Genomic DNA, 16,898 nt, shown 5'->3' with positions numbered 1-16,898 from the left:
GCTGACCGTTAACACCGGGTGGGTCGCAAGACCCGCCTTTCCCAAGGCCTGTCATCCCTTGGCCTTGGGAAAGGTTGACTGTGCGTGTGAACCTTTGTTGTGTGTGAGTCTGTTTTGATTTTTCATCTTGAAACCCCGCCTGGTGCGGGGTCTTTTTTTATCTGTGCGCTTGTGAACAAGCTGCGCGCTGGCTCAGAGGGGATCCTCAGGCCAGTCGATATCCTGCACGCAGCCGGGATCGTTGAGTGTCAGACAGATCAGGCGGTCGGTGTGGCGATCCAGCACCCGCTTGGCGCCTCTATCACCAGAGATCCGGGCAAGCTCGGGCAGCAGATCGGCGGGGAAACTGACGGGATGACCCTGCTCGCCCTGATAGACTGGGCGCACCAGCGAGTCGCCATCCTGGGCAGCCTGCAAGGTTTGCAGGCTGCTGGGGGAGAGGTGCGGCATGTCGGCCAGTACCACCAGCAGACTGTGGATGGCCCTCTGCTGGCTGAGCAGGGTACGCACGCCATGGGCCAGGCTGTCCCCCAGCCCGCCATCGGTCGCTACCTGGGTAATGACTGCACCGCTTGGTGCCAACAGTTGCTGTAATGCTTCATCTTGCTGCCTGAGTACGACCAGCACACAATCATGGTAGGGGAGCAGGGTAGAGAGGGTGCGCAGTATCAGCGGAGGTGACCCCGCCAGGCGCTTGTCACTGCCGTAGCGACGGGAGAAACCGGCGGCCAGCAGCAGGGCAACCCGTTCAGGTTGCATCTTGCTGAAGCCTCATGCGGATGCCATGGCGGACGGCGATAACCTCGGCCAGGGTGGCGATGGCGATTTCGATCGGGGACTTGCTGCCGATCGGAAACCCGATAGGGGCATGGATCCGCGCCAGTTGCGGCTGGCTGGCATCGCCTATCCGCCGTAGTCGCTCCCGCCGGAGTTCACTGGTGCGTATCGAGCCCATGGCCCCCAGATAGAAGGCGTCGGATTCAAGCGCAGCCATCAGTCCGGCATCATCGATGCGGGGGTCGTGTGCCAGGGCAAGCACGGCGCTCTGGGCGTTGGCGTGACGTTCGACAAAACGTTCTGGATCGCACCACTGCACCTCGATGCCACCCTGCTCAGGCCCCCAATGCCAGTCAAAGCGGTATGCGTCGCGGGTATCACATAGCAATACCTCAAAACCGGCGGCCTGCCCGAGCCTGGCCACTTGTTCGCTCACCTGGCTGATCCCCAGCAGCAGCAGACGCCAGCGCTGGGCATAGCCGAGTCGAACGATCCCGGGTTCGTCCCGGCCAGGGATCTCGCCGCTCAGGTAGGCCCTCTCCCTTTGCGCAATGCGGACCTCTCGCACGAAGGAGGTTGCACCTTGGAGCAAGGCAAGCCATTGCTGCAAGTCTTGCATGGCTTCATCGCCTGGTATCAGGTGCTCGACCAGTAGCTGGATGCTCCCACCGCACGGCATCTCGAACTGATTGCCATTGGGGGTCAGGTGAGCGCCATAGTCAAGCAGGCTCAGCGGTGCGTCGTGCTCCCCCTTGGCCAGCTTCTCGACAAAGGCGTCCTCGATGCAACCACCGGAGATGGAGCCGCTGCGACAGCGCCCATCGGTGGCAAACAGTGCCCCCCTTGGCCGAGGGGCCGAGCCATAGGTGGCCACTATGCTGCACAGCCAGACAGATCTGCCCTGGGCGAGCCAGCTCAAGCTTTGGCGTACTACGTCGACGTTATGGTCACTCATGATACTCGGCCAGCTCCTGTTTAAGCGCCTTGACCTCGTCGGCACTCACCTTGGCGGGCTGGTTGGCCCAGGTCTGGCGCAGGAAGTTGGCCAGGTCTGCCAGCTCCTGCTCGCTCATCTCATCGATATAACCTGGCATGGGGGCAAAACGCTCGGTCTGACTGTAGCCTTGGGCCGGGATCCCATGCAGCAGTATGGCCAGGGTGTTGACTGGGCTCTGCTGATCCAGGGTCCCATTGCTGGACAGGGCAGGGGTCACATTCGGCTTGCCTTGACCATCTTGGCCATGGCAGCCGGTGCAGTAGTTGCGATAGAGGGCATAACCGGGATGCTGGGTATCCAGGGTGACAGCCTTGGTCTCGGGGGATGGCAGTGGCGTATCGCTGTCGAGCAGGTAGCTGGTCACTGCATGCATATCTTCCTGGGTCAGATAGGCAAAGCTCTTCTCCACCACCGGGTACATGCCAGCGAATACACTCCCTTTGACCGAGTAGCCTTTTTGCAGCAGCCTGGCCAGTGACTCCTGAGTCCAGCCTTGGCGCCTTAACTCGGTGGCGGTGATGTTGGGCGCCATCACCCCTTCAATCCTGGCCCCTTGCAGATAGTGGGAGGAGTCCATTGCCATGAAGATGTTACGCGGTGTATGGCACTCGCCACAGTGGCCCAGCCCGTCAACCAGATAGCGGCCTCTGTTCCAATTGGCGCTTTTTGTTGAGTCGGGTGTGAAGGCGGTGTCTTCATGAGCCACCAGGTTCCAGCCCAATAGCCCGGTGCGCACGTTGAAGGGGAAGCCGACCCCATTGGCTCTATTGGGGGTCGCTGCTGGTTTGGTCTGCATGAAGTAGGCGTAGAGCGCCTTCATGTCGGCATCCGTGACCAGGTGATAGGAGGTGTAGGGCATGGCGGGATAGAGACGCCCTTTTGGCGCCTTGCCGTTGTGCATCACGTCATAAAAATCTTGGTAGCTGTAGTCGCCGATGCCCTGCTTTTTGTCAGCGCTGATGTTGGTGGAGTAGATGACGCCAAAGGGGGTTTTAAACGCCAATCCCCCCGCGTAGGTCTGGCCGCTTTCGGTGGTATGGCAGGCGGCACAGTCGCCGATCTTGGCCAGGTAGCGCCCTTGCTCAACCAAGGGATCCTGAGCCTGGACGCCTGCGACGACCCCCATGCCGAGGAGAGGAGCCAATGCCAGTCTGGAGAGGTGCATCATTTGACCACTCCTTCTTTGATGAGCATGGCTTTGACCCCCTCGTAGTATTTCTTGTAACCCGTACAGCGACAGACGTGATCGTTCAGTGCCGCCGAGATGGTCTGCTCCAGATCGGCCATCTTCACCGGCTGTTTGCGCAGGCGTTCGAGCAGGACAGTGGTCTCGTTGACAAAGCCCGAAGTGCACCAGCCGCACTGGAAGGAGAAGTGATCCAGGAAGGTTTGTTGCACTGGGCTCAGAGCGATTATTTTGCCCAGGCTATTGCGTTTGGCATGCCCTTCCACGGTGCGCACTCGCTTGCCGTTGAAGCGGCCCACGCCGTTGATGCAGGTGCGTACGCTCTCGCTGGTGCCATCCTCCTTGTCGACGACTATGGTGCAGGCGTGGCAGACCCCAATGCCACAGCCGAACTTGGTACCAGTCAGATTCACATACTCATGCAGGAAGTCGAGCATCATGGTGTTGTCATCCACCTCGAGCGGGCCGACGAGACGGTCATTGATGGTCATGGTTACTGTGGTCATTGGATGGCCTTCTGAATGTCGGTTGCTGTCACGGGAAGATGATAGAAACGGGTGCCGCTCGCCTGATAGATGGCTTCAACCAGAGCTGCCACTACGGGGATCATCACCACTTCGCCTATGCCCTTGGTGGCATCGGTCGGCGAGAGGGGATCGAGCAGGGTGTGGGTGAAGTTCCAGACTGGCAGCTGATCGGCGCTGGGCACACGATAGCGGTTCAGGTTCCAGGTGCCGTTGCCCGGCCCTTCCTGTCCGGCGGGTAGGTATTCATACAGGGCATGACCCACCCCCATGGCCAAGCCGCCCTGGATCTGGCCTTCCACCAGCTCCGGGACTATGACCCGACCTGCGTCCAGCCAGCTGTGGGCCGACAAGATGTGCACTTTGCCCGAGCCCTTCTCCAGGGCGACCTCGACCAGGGTGGCGCAAGGGGCGTAGTAGGTCACCATGGCGTTGTTCAGGCTGGTCTTGGGGTAGTAGGCCTGGGTGCGATCGAGCAGGTGGTAGCCGTTGGCATCGGCCTGTGCGCGTTGCTCGCTGCTGGCGCCGTCGCCATAGCGTATCGCCAGCGCATCGATGGGCAGGCGCAGACTCTGGCCCTCGAGGGGGAAGTCGCACTCGGCCCAGGCCCAGCGGTTGAAGCTGTGTACCATGGCACCGGTAATGAGACCCTTGGCATGGGCGTGAGCCGCCAGCAGGGAGAGCGGCAGCGGCGGCATGCCACGGGTCGTCAGCCCCGCATCGGTCCAGCTTGCCTCGCTGGAGGGACCCAGATCCAGACCGGCCTGACCGACGAAGTACTGCTTGCGCCAGATAGCTGTCGCCGTCGGCCAGAGGCTCTGTTCAAACAGGATACGGGCTGCGGTGGCGGTGGCGTGACTCTGGAAATAGGAGGAGATGGAGGCGGAAGAAGCCTGCGGAATGGCCAGCGTCCAGCGCGGGTTCTTCTGCATCTCGTCCTGGCGTTCCTGGGAGATGGTGTAGGGGTTATCGGTTTCGACCAGCTTGAAGCTTTCCCAGAGTGCAATTTCGGCGAGATCTATGGTGTCGGCTGGCTGGCCGAAGTAGTGGCTGACGATCTCGGCTTGTGAGGTCTGGATCCCGGTACCCATCTCCATGCCGCTGATCTTGAGAAGGATCTCCCCCTTGCTGGTCAGCTCGACACAGGCCGAGGGGGCCACGGCGCCGGTGCCGTAATCCTTGGTGGTGATACTGAAGCCTGTCCCGTGCAGGCGATCCGGATGTTGGGCTTCATAGGCCTGCTTCCTGCTCTGGCGCTGGGCCCATAGCTCATGCTGCTCAGCCATCGCCAGGATCTCGGGATAGCGGTTATTCCCTTCGGGAATAGCGCCCTGGGTATTGGGCTGGCCGGGCTTGATCAGATTGCGGCGACGCAGTTCGAGGGGATCCATCTTCAGCAGCGCAGCCGCTTCGTTGACCATCATCTCCATGGCCGCCATGGTTTGCAGGGAGCCATAGCCACGCATGGAGCCACAATCCGGGTTTTCGGAGGGCAGGGCGACAGCCGTGATGTCATTCTTGGGCAGGTAGTAAACCCCTTGAATGGCACTGGCGCCCACGCTGGCCACCGAGCCGGTGAAGTTCAGGCGACCGCCACCGTCAACGGTCATGGCGGCGATCAGGGCGCGAAACTTGCCGCTCTGTTTATCGACTACCAGCTTGTTCTGCATGTTGAACGGGTGACGCTTGAGCCCACCCTGGAACTGTTCGAAGCGATCATTGGCCAGGCGTATCGGGCCGTCGGCATAGAGGGTTGCGAGCAGGCCGTAAAAGGGAAATATGGTGTGATCCTTGGCCCCGAAACCTCCCCCTATGAAGGGGGAGTGCACTACCAGCTTGTCGACCTTGCCTGCCAGCGGGCCTTTGGCCAGCATCTCGGCGGCTTCGTAGTAGAAGTCGTGGGGGGACTGGGTGCACACCACCAGGTGCATGGTGCGCTCCTTGGCATCGAACCAGCCGTTGGCGTTTTCCGTCTCCATCATCATGGGTTCGATGAACTGGGTCTGATAGGTGCGATCCAGCACCAGGGCATCCTCGCTCTCCAGCTCTTTATGGACGAGTTCGGCCTGATACATGCCCTGCTCGCCCGCATTGCCACTGGCATTTGGGGTTGGCCATACCGGCAGGTGGCTGGCGATAGCCGGAAAGAAGAGCCCGTTCTTCAAGGCACTGTACTGATCACTCATGCCTAGCTTGCCCTCGATCCGCACGATGCGCCAGCAAGCCCAGGGATCGCGGGAGGCGGCAATCAGCGGTGTCACGTCGCCGTAGCGCACCACATTGCCGTTGAACTGCAGCATTTGCTTGGCTCTGTTGAAGGTGGCGAAATCCGGGAAGAACAGCATGGCAACCGCATGCCCCAGGTAGTCCGGGGTACTTCCTTCGCTCACCATCATGTTGATGCCGTAGAAGGATGGGAGTTCGACACCATCGCGGACCAGGTCGGCGGCGGTAAGCACCCGGCTGGGCTGGGCATTGGCGGGCAACATGGAGAGATCCAGTCCCAGATAGATGCGATCCGCCTTGTCGGCCCGGATCAGCAGTGCATGTTGCTGCTGGGATGGCCAGCCTGCCAGATCCTGCGCGCGATAATCCCGACTGTAGATCTTCTGGCCTGTGACTTTGGCCAGTCCGTCGCTGCGAAACTTGATCTTGCCGCCTTGTTTCCACTGGCTGAGCAACTCGGGATCGAAGACCTCATCTTCCATGCAGGACAGGGAAAGGTTGGCGAGAAGCGGGGCGCTGTAGACGGCAATGCCGGCTATGACGCACTGTTTGATGAATTCACGTCTTGATAAGGGATAGGACATGGTTCAGCTACCTGTATGAGGGTCAGACGAGTGGAACGGGGGAAAGATCGGCCAGTGTTGTCGGCCATCTCTCCTGATGTCACAGAAAAAGTAATGAGATTGTTAATATAATACTGCGGTGACGAACTTTGGAAGATGCTTAATGATTGTTGATTCATTTCACATTAACCACTTTTGATATTGAAATCACGGCCATAAACAGAATCGTGTCTGTGCGCATGCAAATAGTGTGGCCAAGACCAAGTCGTCGGCGTTGCATTTTTGTACCGAATTCATCAGCTCGGTTGATAGCAAGTTGTTGCGGGATGAGTCGCTTCCGACCGGGAAGCGGGGCTCCCTCGGTGCGAAGGGCGGTAACTGTGGCGGAACACGGGTTGTGGCGGTAAATTCCTGTTGAGCCTCATGGATGAATAGTGGATCATTGTTGGTTTCTAAGCGGGGGCGTGCGGTTGCCCCACGAGCTGAGACATTCGAGGTGAATTCATGACCGAGGCGAGCAGCCCAACCAATTTTATTCGTCAGATCATCGATGAAGATCTGGCCAGTGGTAAGCACAAGAGTGTGCATACCCGTTTCCCTCCCGAGCCGAACGGTTATCTCCATATCGGCCATGCCAAGTCCATCTGTCTGAACTTCGGCATCGCCAAGGACTACCAGGGCCAATGCAACCTGCGCTTCGATGACACCAACCCGGTCAAGGAAGATATAGAGTACGTCGAGTCCATCAAGCAGGACGTGCAGTGGCTCGGCTTCGAGTGGAGCGGCGAGATCTGCTACTCCTCCGACTATTTCGACAAGCTGCACGGCTACGCCATCGAGCTGATCGAGAAGGGTCTGGCCTATGTGGACGAGCTCTCTCCCGAGCAGATGCGCGAGTATCGTGGCACCCTGACTGAAGCCGGCAAGAACAGCCCGTTCCGCGAGCGCAGCGTCGAAGAGAACCTGGCACTGTTTGCCAAGATGAAGAACGGTGAGATGGCCGAAGGCAGCGCCTGCCTGCGCGCCAAGATCGACATGGCATCTCCCTTCATGGTGATGCGCGATCCCGTTATCTATCGCATCAAGTTTGCCCACCACCACCAGACCGGTGACAAGTGGTGCATCTATCCGATGTACGACTTCACTCACTGCATCTCGGACGCCCTGGAGGGGATCACCCACTCCCTCTGTACCCTGGAGTTCCAGGATAACCGCCGTCTATACGATTGGGTGCTGGACAATATCAGCATCGATTGCCACCCCCGTCAGTACGAGTTCTCCCGTCTGAACCTCGAATACACCGTCATGTCCAAGCGCAAGCTGAACCTGCTGGTGACCGAGGGGCATGTCAATGGATGGGATGATCCTCGCATGTTGACCGTGTCTGGTCTGCGTCGTCGTGGTTATACCCCGGGAGCCATTCGTGAGTTCTGCAAACGCATCGGCGTGACCAAGCAGGACAACATCGTCGAGATGAGCATGCTGGAAGCCTGCATTCGGGACGATCTCAATGAGAACGCCCCGCGCGCCATGGCGGTGTTGCATCCCCTCAAGGTGGTGATTGAGAACTTGTCGGCTGACGAAATGCTGACTGCCCCGGCACATCCGAACAATGCCGAGATGGGCACCCGTGAGCTGCCTTTTGGCCGCGAGATCTTCATCGATGAAGCGGACTTCAAGGAAGAAGCCAACAAGCAGTTCAAGCGATTGGTGCTGGGCAAGGAAGTGCGCCTGCGCAACGCCTATGTCATCAAGGCCGAACGGGTCGAGAAGGATGCGGATGGCAAGGTGACTTGCATCTATTGTTCCTATGACCCGGACACCCTGGGCAAGGATCCGGCAGACGGTCGCAAGGTGAAGGGGGTGATCCACTGGGTCAGCGCCACTCACTCACTGCCAGCCGAAATCCGTCTCTACGACCGCCTGTTCAAGATGCCAAACCCTGGCGCCGAGCAAGACGTCGAAGCGGCCCTGAACCCGGACTCCCTGATAGTCATTGCAGGGGCTCGTGTCGAGGCCTCCCTCAAAAATGCCAAGCCGGAGTTTGCCTACCAGTTCGAGCGTGAAGGTTACTTCTGCGCCGACAGCAAGCTCTCCAGCCCGGAGCAGCTGGTGTTCAACCGCACCGTTGCACTGCGTGACGTCTGGGGCAAAGCCGAAGGCTGATGTATAGGGAAAGAGGGCAGGGGAGACCCTGCCACTTGCCCGGATTTGAGCCAAAAAGAAAGCCAGCGCGATGCTGGCTTTTTTATTGTCTGCGACGCACAGGCAAGTTTACTCGTCGTGCTTGCAGTCGCCGTTGGCGCAGTGGCCATACAGATAGAGGCTGTGATTGGTCAGCCGAATATTGTGATGCTTGGCGATGTCACGCTGACGCTGTTCTATCACTTCATCGGAGAACTCGATCACCTTGCCACAGTCGAGGCAAACCAGGTGGTCATGGTGCTCCTGGGTCGACAGCTCAAACACGGACTTGCCGCCTTCAAAGTGGTGACGGGTGACGATGCCTGCATCATCAAACTGGTTCAGAACGCGATACACGGTCGCCAGACCAATCTCTTCACCATGATCGATCAGTCGTTTGTAGAGGTCTTCGGCACTGGTGTGCTGGCATTCCGGCTGCTGCAGGATCTCGAGGATCTTGACACGCGGCAGTGTGATCTTGAGCCCGGCCTTTTTTAACGCTTGATTATTGTCTGGCATATTCACTTATTCGCATTCTCGAAGGTGGGGTTATTCTGAGTGACTGGCGCGGGAATGGCAACCTTCAACTCATGTCAGATGTCATTATAGGTCTTGTGGTCACAAAAAATAAACCCAGTAATTCAAGGGCTTTAGCCATAATTTATCCGAAGGGGGCGAGCATTAGATTATTTTTGCCCCCTTGTCAGGTCGTTGATTGTTGTTAAGATGTAACACCTGTTTGTCTGGTCGGATGAGATCCATGGATTGGCTTTTTGACAATGCGGCCTGGGTGCGCCGCGCCCTCAACGCCTGGCCTCCTTTCTGGGGAGCTGGCATCAAGATAGAAACCCTGAGCGATGACTTCCGGTTCTGCCGGGTGACCTTGAAGTCCCGCTGGTGGAACAAGAATGCCAACCGGACCCAGTTTGGCGGCAGCATGTTCGCCATGACGGATCCCATCTACCCGCTGATGCTGATGGGGTATTTCAAGAACCACTACTACGTCTGGGACAAGGCGGGCAGCATCAACTACATCAAGCCAGGCAAGGGCAAGCTGGTGGCCGAGTTCAACCTGACCGAGGCCAAGCTGGCTTCAATCCTGGCGGCGACCCGTCAGGGGGACAAACACTTCCCCGAGTTTGATGTACTGGTAAAAGATCACAAGGGTGAGCTGGTCGCCGAGATCAAGCGCACGCTCTATGTCCGCCAGCGCAAGGAGCGCAGGGGGCGCTGTGAGTCGATGACGTGATCTCCAGGGCTAATTACATCCCATAAAAAAACGGCCTCTAGGGCCGTTTTTTTAGTAGAAGTGACTCACTCAAGTTCGGCGAGGCACATCTCTTCATGGATCTGCTTGCTCCAGCCCTTGACGCGCTCGGCGGTCAGTTCTGGTTGGCGATCCTCATCAATTCCCAAGCCGACGAAGTGCTTGTCATCGACCAGGGCCTTGGAGGCCTCGAAGTCGTAGCCCGCAGTCGGCCAGTGGCCAATGATGATGGCGCCCTTGGCCTCGACGATGTCACGCAGGGTGCCCATGGCATCGAGGAAATACTCGGAATAGTCTTCCTGATCACCGCACCCGAAGATGGCAACCAGTTTGTCGGTGAAGTCGATCTCTTCGAGTTCCGGGAAGAAGTCATCCCAGTCGGCTTGGGCTTCGCCGTAGTACCAAGTCGGGATACCGAACATCAGCAGGCTGAAGCTGTCGATGTCGGCCTTGCTGCTCTTGGCGATGTCACGGACTTCAATCAGTTGTTTGCCCAGTTCTTTCTGGATCATCTTGGCGACAGCTTCGGTATTACCGGTATCGCTGCCGAAAAACAGACCTACACTTGCCATAGTGTTTAGTTACCCGTATTTGGTGTTGATGCTTAACGGTCAGATCAGCTGACCCGCCACGAGAGCAGAGTCGATCTGTTGCTTCAGGATAGATTGGATCAGCTCGGCGCGGCTGACGTTCTGTTGCAGCGCAAGTTGGTTCAGGCGCTCCAGCATTTCGGCTTCCACCTTTAACTCTACCCGCTTCAGTCCATTCTCCCGATCGCGCTTGAGCTGATTGCGCTTGTTGATCTTGAGCTGGGTCTCGCGGGGGAGTGGATTGGTTTTCGGCCTGCCGGGGCGCTTCTCATTTGCGAACAGATCCAATGTTGTTCGATCAGTTTGCTGTTTGGCCATACTTCATCTATGAGCTGTTAGCCGAGACCCGAGCCTTCCCAGCTCAGTTCAATCAGCCCCTTGGCGACAAAACCCGCGCAACCTAAAAACAGTACCAGCCAGACGATGAAGCGACCGAAACGGGGCACGTTGCCGCGTTTGAGTACGTCCTGGATAGCCAGGCCAATCAATAGAAAGACGGCCACGAAGAATAATTTCAGGCCCAGACTCTCGATCAGTTCAATGTGTTGGCTCAGCATGGATTGCGCACACTCCTTATGACGGGCCGCACTATATCACAAAGGATTTGAAACTGTTAACCGCCTATAGACAGGAAATCCACAACCAACTTGTTGAACAAAACCGGCTTCTCGGCGTGTAGCCAGTGGCCGGTTCCGGCGATGACCCGAGCCTTTGCTGCGGGGAATTGCGCCATCACCGTCTCGGTATAGGCGGGCAGCATATAGTCCGACTCACCGCCCTTGATAAACAGGGTCGGCCCGTCGAAACGGCTCTGGCTATCCGGCCAGCCCATGATGTTGGCGTAGTTGTGCTCAAGGGCCCGCACATTGAAGCGCCAACCCCAACCAGATTCCCCCTTGGCGAAGGATTTGAGCAGGAATTGGCGCACGCCCGGGATCTCTATGTGCTCTGCCAGCAGCGTTTCTGCCTCGCTGCGACTCTTTGGCATCTTGGCCAGGGTGGCGTTGAGACCGGCAAACACATTCTGGTGACGGGCGTGGGGGTAGGCGACCGGCGCCATGTCCGCCACTATCAGGCGTTCGATCCGCGTGGGCGCCTGCTTGGCCACCTGCATGGCGACTTTACCTCCCATGGAGTGGCCAATCAGGCTTGCCTTCTCGATGTGCAAGCTATCGAGCAGCGTCAGCAGATCGGCCGCCATCAGGGGATAGCTCATCTCCATGGAGTGAAAGGAGGCGCCGTGGTTGCGCAAGTCCAGACTGATGACGCGATACTGGTCCGCCAGTGCACGAGCCAGCAGGCCCAGGTTGTCCAGGTTGCCAAAGAGGCCATGGATCAAAACGACGGCCGGGCCCTGGCCTTGATCCTTGTGATTAAGCAGCGGCAAGGCTGAAGGGGGGGCTGACAATGGTTGTTCTCCTGTGCTGTCTATCCGGGGATCCTGGCATCTGGTTCAGGTTTTGCGCTCCTGTGGGCCAAAAATGCGCCATGGTGGCCTGGATCACTATCTGGTGCGCCATTATGCCGTATTCTCGAGGAGATTCATGCACATCTGACGGGCCGCTTGGGCCGCCGGGTCTGGCTATGTATAATCGCACCATCCCACTTTCTGTGAGTCCAGCGCCAACCCTATGAAAACCATCGAACTTGATGACGATCTCTACTTCTATATTGCCAGTCAGACCCGTCACATTGGCGAGAGTGCCTCCGATATATTGCGTCGCCTGCTGGAGCAGTCCGCCCAAGTCAAGGTGAGCGAGGCGCCCAGCCAGGCCGAGCCACTGACCGTTCAGACTCCGGCTCCTGTCACTCAGGAGAAGTCTGGGATACAGGCCTTGCTGGCGTCGGGTGCCCTGCAGCAGGAGGATAAATCGATCAACCGTTTCATGCTGTTGTTGGGGGCGCTCTACCGGGATGACCCTGTTCGTTTTACCCAGGCAACCGAGATAAAAGGGCGAAAGCGCGTCTATTTCTCCCAGGATCCCGAGGCCCTGCGTGCCAGTGGCAGCACCACCAAACCCAAACCGGTACCGGATACCCCCTTCTGGGTCATCACCAATACCAATACCAGCCGCAAGCAGAATATGGTCGCCCAGCTGATGGCCAGCATGGGTTATGACGAAGCCTTGATTGCCGAGGCGTGCAGCACCGTATGACACTGAGCTCAGGCTAAGACGGTTCTGATTTTTGAATGTGCAGGGCCTTCGCAAGGGCCTGTTTCGTTAAGCAGCAAATGCATATAGCAGCAAGGATAACGCCATGGCACAGCATCCTCATGCCGGTCAACCGGCCCGTCTAAGCGACCTGACCAACATCCCCCGTCTGGTCAGCGCTTACTACCTCAACAAGCCGGACATGAGCCGCCCCGAACAGCGTGTCGCCTTTGGCACCTCTGGTCACCGTGGCAGCGCTCTGCACAATGCCTTTACCGAATCCCATATCCTGGCGGTCACCCAGGCGCTGGTGGAATATCGCCAGCAGGCCGGCATCACAGGGCCCCTGTTTGTCGGCATGGATACCCACGCCCTGTCTGAGTCAGCCTTCGCCAGCGCGGTCGAGGTGTTGGCCGGCAACGGCGTCGAGACCCGCATCGAGGCGGATCTGGGTTTCACCCCGACCCCGGTCATCTCCCACGCCATCTTGCATCACAATGCCAGCAAGCCTGCGGCGCTGGCGGACGGCGTGGTGATCACCCCGTCCCATAATCCGCCGGAAGACGGTGGCTTCAAGTACAATCCTCCCCACGGCGGCCCGGCAGAAGGGGAGATCACCAAATGGGTGGAAGAGCGTGCCAACGCCATCCTGGAAGCCGGCTTAGCAGGGGTGAAACGCATGCCGTTTAGCGATGCCCTCAAGAGCCCGCTCGTGGTACGTCACGACTATGTCACCCCCTATGTGGACGACCTTGGCAACGTGCTGGATCTGGATGCCATCAAGCAGGCTGGCATCAAGATAGGGGTCGATCCCCTCGGTGGCTCCGGCGTGGCTTATTGGGATGTGATCGCCAAGCGCTATGGTCTGCACATCGAAGTGGTCAACTACAAGGTGGATCCCACCTTCTCCTTCATGACCCTGGATAAAGACGGCAAGATCCGCATGGACTGCTCCAGCCCCTTTGCCATGGCGGGCCTGATTGCCCTCAAGGACAAGTTCGACATCGCGCTGGGCAACGACCCTGATTACGACAGGCACGGCATCGTCACCCCCGCCGGGCTGATGAACCCGAACCACTACCTGGCCGTTGCCATCCAATATCTGTTCACCCACAGAACCGGCTGGCCACAAGCGGCTGCGGTCGGCAAGACGCTCGTTTCCTCTTCGATGATCGACCGGGTCGCCGGCGAGATTGGCCGTACCCTGAAAGAGGTGCCGGTCGGCTTCAAGTGGTTCGTGGACGGTCTCTACAGCGGCGAGTTTGGCTTTGGCGGCGAAGAGAGTGCCGGCGCCTCCTTCCTGCGCAAGGATGGCAGCGTCTGGACCACCGACAAGGACGGCTTCATCCTGGCCCTGCTGGCCGCCGAAATCCTGGCCGTCACCGGCAAAGATCCCCAGGCCCATTATGATGCCCTGGAAGCGAAATTTGGCCGCTCCAGCTACCGCCGTATCGATGCCCCGGCCAACAGCGCGCAAAAAGCGGTGCTGGCCAAGCTGGACCCAGCCCTGGTAGAGGCCTCCACCCTGGCGGGTGACCCCATCACCGCCAAGTTGACCCGCGCGCCCGGTAATGATGCCGCCATCGGTGGCCTCAAGGTGACCACCGAGCACGGCTGGTTCGCGGCGCGCCCTTCGGGCACCGAGTCCATCTACAAGATCTATATGGAGAGCTTCAAAGGCGAGGCGCACCTGGACCTGATCCAGCAAGAGGCCCAGCAGATTGTCTCTGCGGCCCTGGCCAAGGCAGGCGTCTGATCCTGGTTTCAGGCTGACAAGCGAACCTGCCAATAAAAAGAGGAGCCTTGATGGCTCCTCTTTTTCATCTCCTCCCGGCGCTTTCATCCACGTTTTCCAGTCATCCCTTGCGGGTCAGCCTGTCTCTGAGCGCAAATCGGGTCGGCAGCTTCATCAGGAACAACGAGCACAGGATCACCCCAATGCCAAGCCATTGACGGCCATCCAGCGTCTCGCCCACCATCAAGACTCCAAGCGATACCGCCACCATGGGATTGGTAAGCGCCAACATGCCCATCATCTCCGGGCCGTGGCGCTTTAGTCCCCAGAGCCAGGCCCAGTAAGCCAGTGCGGTGTTGAGCAGGATCAGCCAGATAAGGCCTGGGGCCGCCTGCACCTGTGGCAAGGGCATGGGACCGGCCAGCCACCAGGCGAGCGGGATCAGCATCAGGCCGCCGAGCAGCAGTTGCCAGGCGGTGAGGGCCATCAGATCGCTCACCGGCCAGCGCTGCATCCAGCGGCTGGATTGGCCGATCAGCAGGGTTGCCAGCAGGGCACATGTCACACCTATGGGATCCAGATTGGCGGAAGGGTTGAGCAGCAGCAGCACACCAGCGAGGCCCATCAGACCGAGCAGCAGCCACTTCAGGCTGGGTCGCTTGCCATCCTGCCACCAGGCCAGCCCCATCAGAATGAGGGGCAGGGTGGCACCCAGGGTGCCGGCTACCGCACCCGGCAGCCGGAAGGCGGCGACGAACAAGAGCGCGAAGAAGGCGGTGATGTTGCAAAACGCCAGCAGGAACTGCTTGCCCCAGGGCAGTGGCGGCCAGCGGGGATGAAGCAGCAACAGCAGTATCCCAGCGGGCAGGGCACGCCAGACTGCCACCCAGTAGGGGGAGTAGTCGATCAGGTAGAGACTGACCACAGCATAGGTACTGCCCCACAACAGGGGAGCGAGCAGGGCAATCAGGACAGGCATGACATATCTCAATATTAAGTATCTTTAAGTGAAGATACATTGGCGGCGATTTGCTTTACTATCAAGTATCTCGATATAAAGATAAGTGGCAGCGTTATGGCAGAGGATCATGTAGACCAGTTGTTGGCTCAATGGGCACGGCAGAGACCCGATCTCGATTGCAGCCCGATGGGGGTGTTGGGCCGTGTGGCGCGCATGGCCGCCATCGCCGGACGGGAGGTGAGTGACGAGCTCAAGGAGTGCGGGTTGCTGGGCTCGGATTTCGATATCTTGGCGACCCTGCGCCGGGCCGGTGGGCCGCTCACCCCGACTGCACTCTATCAGTCTGCCATGTTGAGTTCGGGGGCCATGACGGCCAGACTCGACAAGCTGGAGCTGCGGGGGCTCATCGAGCGCCAGGCGGCGCCGGATGACAGACGCAGCCTGCTGGTCAACCTGACCGAGACAGGTCTGGCCCTGATTGACCAGGCGGTCGAGCGTCATGTGGCTAATGAGCGGCGACTGCTTGCTCCCCTCAATCGGGAGGAGCAGGTCCAGCTCGCGGCCCTGCTCAAACGCTGGTTGCTGGAAAACGAGTGATGCCACAGATAAAAAAGGCCCCGAAAGGGGCCTTTTTTATGTTGTTGATCCGGAGTCAGTAACCACGGGCAGCCTTGACCGCCAGACCCAGCTGCCAGACCGCCATGGCGTAGTGGGTGCTGTGGTTGTAGCGGGTGATGGCGTAGAAGTTCGGCAGACCATACCAGTACTGATAGCTGCTGCCGACATCCAGTCGCAACAGGCTGGCCTTGCTGTGGGCGCCGAGTGGCGCTATGGGGGAAAGGCCAGCCCTGCGCAGGGTATCCAGGCTGTAGCTTGTCTGGAAGCCGGTTTCAAAACCGGGTGCCTGGCCCTGGGCTCTGACCGCCACTTGATCGCCCTTGCGCCAGCCGTGGGCCTGGAAGTAGTGGGCTACGCTGCCGATGGCATCCACAGGATCCCAGAGGTTGGTGTGGCCGTTGCCGTCAAAGTCGACCGCATAGCCGTGGAAACTCGACGGCATGAACTGGCCGTAGCCCATGGCGCCAGCGTAGGAGCCGGTCGGTTCGCTCGGATCGATCCCTTCGTTGCGGGCCATGATCAGGAACTGCTCCAGCTCGCCGCGGAAGAAGGTGGCGCGGCGGGGATAGTCAAAGGCCAGGGTGGCCAGGGCATCCAGGATCGGGGTTTTGCCCATCACTCGGCCCCAGCGGGTCTCGACCCCTATGATGCCGACGATGATCTCGGGGGGCACGCCGTACTGAGCAGAGGCACGATTGAGTTCGGTCTCATAGTCGCGCCAGAAGTTGACACCATTTTGCACATTGTCCGGGGTGATGAACTTGGCGCGATAGCGATTCCAGGCACCATTAGGTCCGCTTGGGCCTGTAGCTACCGGTGCCTGACGGTCCATCAGGTTGATGATCCACTGCTCGCGAGAGGCCTGGGAGAGGGTGTTGTGCAGCTCGGCCCGATCGAAGCCGTGCTTGTTGACCATCATGCTGATAAAGCTGTTGACCTCGGGGTTGCTGGCAAAATCCCCCGCCAGCACCCCAGATGCCTGTTTGGGCGGTGGGGTGAGCAGGAAGCTGCTCTTTGTCTGAACCTTGGGTACGGGAGCCGGTTCGTGAGCGGCGCTGCTGCAGCCGATGAGCAAGGGAAAGAGTACGGCCAAGGGTATGAAACGATGCATAAGGCT

The 16,898-nt window shown here is 59.0% G+C and carries 17 protein-coding genes; 5 read left to right on the top strand and 12 right to left on the bottom strand.

Features of this window, described 5'->3' with window-relative positions:
- Window positions 1–192 precede the first annotated feature (192 nt).
- From ACSMDR_RS04095 to ACSMDR_RS04075, 5 genes are read right to left on the bottom strand one after another with little or no spacing between them, the layout of a single operon-like run.
- Window positions 193–759 (bottom strand): nucleotidyltransferase family protein, encoded by a 567-nt coding sequence (locus ACSMDR_RS04095; protein ID WP_436467149.1) that lies wholly within the window; start codon window positions 757–759, stop codon window positions 193–195.
- Window positions 749–1,732 carry an XdhC family protein gene (locus tag ACSMDR_RS04090; RefSeq protein WP_436467147.1) on the bottom strand — a complete coding sequence of 328 codons (984 nt, stop codon included), beginning with the start codon at window positions 1,730–1,732 and terminating at the stop codon, window positions 749–751. The genes ACSMDR_RS04095 and ACSMDR_RS04090 overlap by 11 nt, the downstream gene beginning before the upstream one ends.
- A complete protein-coding gene (locus ACSMDR_RS04085) occupies window positions 1,725–2,942 on the bottom strand; it encodes a c-type cytochrome (RefSeq protein WP_436467145.1) in 1,218 nt (405 codons plus the stop codon). Before ACSMDR_RS04085 ends, ACSMDR_RS04090 begins: the two co-directional genes overlap by 8 nt.
- A complete protein-coding gene (locus ACSMDR_RS04080; protein WP_436467144.1) occupies window positions 2,939–3,466 on the bottom strand; it encodes a (2Fe-2S)-binding protein in 528 nt (175 codons plus the stop codon). Before ACSMDR_RS04080 ends, ACSMDR_RS04085 begins: the two co-directional genes overlap by 4 nt.
- On the bottom strand, window positions 3,463–6,294 hold the full coding sequence (locus ACSMDR_RS04075) for a xanthine dehydrogenase family protein molybdopterin-binding subunit (protein WP_436467142.1): 2,832 nt from the start codon (window positions 6,292–6,294) through the stop codon (window positions 3,463–3,465). Before ACSMDR_RS04075 ends, ACSMDR_RS04080 begins: the two co-directional genes overlap by 4 nt.
- Window positions 6,295–6,777: 483 nt before the next feature.
- Here ACSMDR_RS04075 and glnS point away from each other — a divergent pair, with 483 nt between their 5' ends.
- Complete coding sequence (gene glnS, locus ACSMDR_RS04070) at window positions 6,778–8,439, top strand: glutamine--tRNA ligase (RefSeq protein ID WP_436467140.1); 1,662 nt, start codon at window positions 6,778–6,780, stop codon at window positions 8,437–8,439.
- 108 nt (window positions 8,440–8,547) lie between these two features.
- Here the strand turns inward: glnS and fur are convergent, their stop codons facing one another.
- Window positions 8,548–8,976 carry a ferric iron uptake transcriptional regulator gene (gene fur / locus ACSMDR_RS04065; RefSeq protein ID WP_005894855.1) on the bottom strand — a complete coding sequence of 143 codons (429 nt, stop codon included), beginning with the start codon at window positions 8,974–8,976 and terminating at the stop codon, window positions 8,548–8,550.
- A gap of 241 nt (window positions 8,977–9,217) precedes the next feature.
- Between fur and ACSMDR_RS04060 the strand changes: the two genes are divergently transcribed.
- Window positions 9,218–9,706: a DUF4442 domain-containing protein gene (locus ACSMDR_RS04060; protein WP_436467138.1), complete on the top strand. Its 489-nt coding sequence runs from the start codon at window positions 9,218–9,220 to the stop codon at window positions 9,704–9,706.
- 65 nt (window positions 9,707–9,771) lie between these two features.
- Here ACSMDR_RS04060 and fldA read toward each other — a convergent pair whose 3' ends face one another.
- From fldA to ACSMDR_RS04040, 4 genes are read right to left on the bottom strand one after another with little or no spacing between them, the layout of a single operon-like run.
- Window positions 9,772–10,296 (bottom strand): flavodoxin FldA, encoded by a 525-nt coding sequence (gene fldA / locus ACSMDR_RS04055; RefSeq protein ID WP_005894859.1) that lies wholly within the window; start codon window positions 10,294–10,296, stop codon window positions 9,772–9,774.
- 39 nt (window positions 10,297–10,335) lie between these two features.
- Window positions 10,336–10,632, bottom strand: a complete 297-nt coding sequence (ybfE, locus tag ACSMDR_RS04050) for a LexA regulated protein (RefSeq protein WP_005894861.1) — start codon at window positions 10,630–10,632, stop codon at window positions 10,336–10,338.
- A 17-nt stretch (window positions 10,633–10,649) separates the two neighbouring features.
- Window positions 10,650–10,871: a DUF2788 domain-containing protein gene (locus tag ACSMDR_RS04045; RefSeq protein ID WP_005894863.1), complete on the bottom strand. Its 222-nt coding sequence runs from the start codon at window positions 10,869–10,871 to the stop codon at window positions 10,650–10,652.
- A 56-nt stretch (window positions 10,872–10,927) separates the two neighbouring features.
- A complete protein-coding gene (locus ACSMDR_RS04040; protein WP_436467135.1) occupies window positions 10,928–11,722 on the bottom strand; it encodes an alpha/beta fold hydrolase in 795 nt (264 codons plus the stop codon).
- A gap of 223 nt (window positions 11,723–11,945) precedes the next feature.
- On the opposite strand from ACSMDR_RS04040, the gene seqA reads away from it, so the two are divergent.
- Both seqA and pgm read left to right on the top strand, forming a co-directional pair.
- Window positions 11,946–12,470 carry a replication initiation negative regulator SeqA gene (gene seqA / locus ACSMDR_RS04035; protein ID WP_436467133.1) on the top strand — a complete coding sequence of 175 codons (525 nt, stop codon included), beginning with the start codon at window positions 11,946–11,948 and terminating at the stop codon, window positions 12,468–12,470.
- Window positions 12,471–12,573: 103 nt separating this feature from the next.
- Window positions 12,574–14,223, top strand: coding sequence for a phosphoglucomutase (alpha-D-glucose-1,6-bisphosphate-dependent) (gene pgm / locus ACSMDR_RS04030; RefSeq protein WP_436467132.1), 1,650 nt, complete (start codon window positions 12,574–12,576; stop codon window positions 14,221–14,223).
- A 100-nt stretch (window positions 14,224–14,323) separates the two neighbouring features.
- On the opposite strand, the gene ACSMDR_RS04025 is transcribed toward pgm, so the two are convergent.
- Complete coding sequence (locus ACSMDR_RS04025) at window positions 14,324–15,181, bottom strand: DMT family transporter (protein WP_436467130.1); 858 nt, start codon at window positions 15,179–15,181, stop codon at window positions 14,324–14,326.
- 96 nt (window positions 15,182–15,277) lie between these two features.
- Here ACSMDR_RS04025 and ACSMDR_RS04020 point away from each other — a divergent pair, with 96 nt between their 5' ends.
- Window positions 15,278–15,760 (top strand): MarR family winged helix-turn-helix transcriptional regulator, encoded by a 483-nt coding sequence (locus tag ACSMDR_RS04020; RefSeq protein WP_005894878.1) that lies wholly within the window; start codon window positions 15,278–15,280, stop codon window positions 15,758–15,760.
- A 55-nt stretch (window positions 15,761–15,815) separates the two neighbouring features.
- Here ACSMDR_RS04020 and mltB read toward each other — a convergent pair whose 3' ends face one another.
- Complete coding sequence (gene mltB / locus ACSMDR_RS04015; RefSeq protein WP_436467128.1) at window positions 15,816–16,892, bottom strand: lytic murein transglycosylase B; 1,077 nt, start codon at window positions 16,890–16,892, stop codon at window positions 15,816–15,818.
- Window positions 16,893–16,898 lie beyond the last annotated feature (6 nt).

It is taken from the genome of Aeromonas molluscorum (genome assembly GCF_051376105.1).
Taxonomy (GTDB): Bacteria; Pseudomonadota; Gammaproteobacteria; order Enterobacterales; family Aeromonadaceae; genus Aeromonas; species Aeromonas molluscorum.
The sequence above is the reverse complement of the archived record's forward strand: the minus strand, read 5'-3'. Positions and strand labels throughout refer to the sequence as shown.

Bases quoted from the DNA above. Each gene is read 5' to 3' on its own strand.
- ACSMDR_RS04045 (WP_005894863.1), bottom strand. From the start codon at position 10,871: ATGCTGAGCCAACACATTGAACTGATCGAGAGTCTGGGCCTGAAATTA.
- mltB (WP_436467128.1), bottom strand. From the start codon at position 16,892: ATGCATCGTTTCATACCCTTGGCCGTACTCTTTCCCTTGCTCATCGGC.
- fur (WP_005894855.1), bottom strand. From the start codon at position 8,976: ATGCCAGACAATAATCAAGCGTTAAAAAAGGCCGGGCTCAAGATCACA.
- ACSMDR_RS04060 (WP_436467138.1), top strand. From the start codon at position 9,218: ATGGATTGGCTTTTTGACAATGCGGCCTGGGTGCGCCGCGCCCTCAAC.
- ACSMDR_RS04025 (WP_436467130.1), bottom strand. From the start codon at position 15,181: ATGCCTGTCCTGATTGCCCTGCTCGCTCCCCTGTTGTGGGGCAGTACC.
- ACSMDR_RS04020 (WP_005894878.1), top strand. From the start codon at position 15,278: ATGGCAGAGGATCATGTAGACCAGTTGTTGGCTCAATGGGCACGGCAG.
- ACSMDR_RS04095 (WP_436467149.1), bottom strand. From the start codon at position 759: ATGCAACCTGAACGGGTTGCCCTGCTGCTGGCCGCCGGTTTCTCCCGT.
- ACSMDR_RS04080 (WP_436467144.1), bottom strand. From the start codon at position 3,466: ATGACCACAGTAACCATGACCATCAATGACCGTCTCGTCGGCCCGCTC.
- ACSMDR_RS04085 (WP_436467145.1), bottom strand. From the start codon at position 2,942: ATGATGCACCTCTCCAGACTGGCATTGGCTCCTCTCCTCGGCATGGGG.
- seqA (WP_436467133.1), top strand. From the start codon at position 11,946: ATGAAAACCATCGAACTTGATGACGATCTCTACTTCTATATTGCCAGT.
- ACSMDR_RS04090 (WP_436467147.1), bottom strand. From the start codon at position 1,732: ATGAGTGACCATAACGTCGACGTAGTACGCCAAAGCTTGAGCTGGCTC.
- pgm (WP_436467132.1), top strand. From the start codon at position 12,574: ATGGCACAGCATCCTCATGCCGGTCAACCGGCCCGTCTAAGCGACCTG.
- ybfE (WP_005894861.1), bottom strand. From the start codon at position 10,632: ATGGCCAAACAGCAAACTGATCGAACAACATTGGATCTGTTCGCAAAT.
- glnS (WP_436467140.1), top strand. From the start codon at position 6,778: ATGACCGAGGCGAGCAGCCCAACCAATTTTATTCGTCAGATCATCGAT.
- ACSMDR_RS04075 (WP_436467142.1), bottom strand. From the start codon at position 6,294: ATGTCCTATCCCTTATCAAGACGTGAATTCATCAAACAGTGCGTCATA.
- fldA (WP_005894859.1), bottom strand. From the start codon at position 10,296: ATGGCAAGTGTAGGTCTGTTTTTCGGCAGCGATACCGGTAATACCGAA.